This is a genomic window from Mycobacterium sp. 1165178.9 (assembly GCF_001673555.1).
Classification (GTDB): Bacteria; Actinomycetota; Actinomycetes; order Mycobacteriales; family Mycobacteriaceae; genus Mycobacterium.
Genome location: NZ_LZMB01000336.1, coordinates 1 through 515 on the forward strand (window position 1 = coordinate 1; position 515 = coordinate 515).

Below are 515 nucleotides of genomic sequence, written 5' to 3' on the forward strand. Positions count from 1 at the left end.
GACACCGTGGTGGAGTCTGCCGGTGTGCCGGCATTATTCGGGTCCCCGTGGGCGGGATCGGTGATGTCGTCGGTCATGATCACCCGGCCGTAACGACTTTTTGGGCAACCGTGGACAGGCTTTCATGCAGCGGCTGGATGACCGCCGTCAGCTTGGGTGCGTCGCTGGCCTTCAGCGCCGGGGTGTAGGTCTTGTAGCCGCCGAGAGCGGCCGGGTCGCGGTAGCCGTCCAGCGTGGCGAGCACGTTCTGGAACTGCTGATCGATCTGGTGGACCAGATTGCCGTCGATCTTCTCCAGCCCCGGCCGCAGCGAGGCGTACGCCTGCTGGGCCCCTTCGACATTGCCCGAAAAGTCCACCAGGTCAATGTGACTGAAGGCCTCTTCCTCACCCGTGATCTTGGTGTTCTGAATCTCTTCGATCAGATCGCTGGCACCGTTGGCCAGCATCCTCGGCCAGGGCACCAAGGACTACGCCGCCTACATCGTCAGCCAGATCGCTCAGCTCAACGACGGC

1 pseudogene is annotated in these 515 nt (G+C 63.1%); it reads right to left on the bottom strand.

From position 1 onward, the window contains the following. Positions 1 to 79: 79 nt before the first annotated feature. A pseudogene (locus A5652_RS14640) lies at positions 80 to 454 on the bottom strand (imelysin family protein); the annotation flags it as partial. Positions 455 to 515 lie beyond the last annotated feature (61 nt).